Source organism: Anaerococcus sp. NML200537 (assembly GCF_026131715.1).
GTDB classification, from domain to species: domain Bacteria; phylum Bacillota; class Clostridia; order Tissierellales; family Peptoniphilaceae; genus Anaerococcus; species Anaerococcus kampingae.
Genome location: NZ_JAMXSL010000072.1, coordinates 1 through 1,724 on the forward strand (window position 1 = coordinate 1; position 1,724 = coordinate 1,724).

General features: G+C 32.3%; 1 protein-coding gene. It reads left to right on the top strand.

What is annotated here, in order from left to right; all coding sequences use genetic code 11:
• Nucleotides 1-311: 311 nt before the first annotated feature.
• Entirely contained in the window at nt 312-1,589 is a 1,278-nt protein-coding gene (locus tag NH288_RS11290; protein ID WP_265215394.1) for an IS110 family transposase, read from the top strand.
• The last annotated feature ends 135 nt before the right edge of the window (nt 1,590-1,724 follow it).

Below are 1,724 nucleotides of genomic sequence, written 5' to 3' on the forward strand. Positions count from 1 at the left end.
TTTTTCGTAAGTGGGTACTCACTTACTGTGCTTGCTCATATACTAATAGTATAAGAACAGCTTTAAGCATAGTTCTTAAAAATGAACCTAATCATCTATGATAAAATTATAGATATTAGGGATGAAATGGGATTGTTTTATGTGCTTGCTGGGTTTCCAACTTAGGAATTACTCATTTGGTAGACTCCACCCTCATTCCATTGCCTTTCATCTTTTCGGTTGGTTAGGTTCATTTATTGATTACCTGTATAACTCGTGAGCCTGTTGTGGTTTTGGATTAACAGGGCATCCCAAATTATAGGAGGTATATTATGTCAGAAAAAATTGTTGTAGGAATTGATGTGAGTAAGGCTTTTAGTGATATCTGTATTCTATCACCTAATAATGACATCATCAAAAGACTTAAAATTTCTAATGATATTAATGGTATGAAGTCGCTCATATATGTACTTGAAAAGGTAGAAGATGAGTACAAAGACAGAGCAGTAATTATCATGGAAGCTACTGCACACTATCATCAAATTTTAGCTAATTTTTTCCGTAAGCATAATTACGAAGTCATTGTAATTAATCCGATTCAAAGTGGAGCATTGAAAAATATCAATATCCGAAAAATTAAATCAGATAAAACAGATGCATATAATATAGCGTTGCTATATCGTATTAAGAATTACAACGAAACAATTACACACTCAGATACCGTTAACAGTATCAAAAAGCTTTGCAGACAGCATAAAGAATTGACGGATGAAATTGTGGAACACATCAACCGATTAATCGCTTTTTTAGATATTTCCTTTCCAGATTTCAAGAAAGTATTTACGGATTTGCAAGGGAAAACACCTTTGTCTTTGCTTGAAAAATATCCTACTATACAGGAAGTATTATCTCCTGAAAATAAGCAAGATATTATTCAACTGATAAAAGAAAATTCACATAAAAGCAGCTCCTATGCCGGAGTAAAATATGAAAAACTATTTAAAGCTGCTGAAAAATCTATTGAAGTTTGTATAGTAAGCCTTAGTTCAGCAGTACTTATTCAAACAACTGTGAGGGTTATTTTCAGTTTACAGGAAGCTTTGAAAGCAATCGATGATGAAATCAAAAGACTATCTCTTTTAGATGAAAAGTTTCATAAAGAAATAGTGCTTTTACAAAGTATTCCAGGCGTTGGAGAGTATACAGCATGTGTTGTTTTATCAGAGCTTGGAGATATATCCAATTTCTCGAAACCGAAAGAATTAGTTGCCTTCTTTGGCTTGGATCCAGGAGTATCCCAAAGTGGAACATACAATAGGAAAAACAATAAAATCTCTAAAAGAGGATCACCTCATGTTCGCTCAATTCTCCATATGCTGGCTAAATCTAATGTGTATCCAAATCGCAACAGAGAGTATTTAAATCCTGTTATGCGAGCTTATTTTGAAAAGAAAATAGCTGAAAAACCATACAAAGTTGTAATGTGTGCAATTATGCGAAAGATGGTTCAAATTATTTTTGCTGTTCTCAGAAACCAAAAATCATTTGAGTTAAGAACACCCGAAGAACATCAAAAACTAATTCGAGAAAAAAGTAAGCTAGTCGCATAAACTATTAAAAGTGTTGCCTCAAAAAATGAAAATATATGAGGTTTATTTGCTATGCACATTTTTAAGTTCTGCGACTGAAAAATTTTTTAAAAAAATTTTTAAAATAACTATTGACTTCCTTAGTTGGTCTATTAA

What these genes read in the sequence shown, in the direction of transcription:
- NH288_RS11290 (WP_265215394.1), top strand. Translation starts at nt 312, where the DNA reads ATGTCAGAAAAAATTGTTGTAGGAATTGATGTGAGTAAGGCTTTTAGT.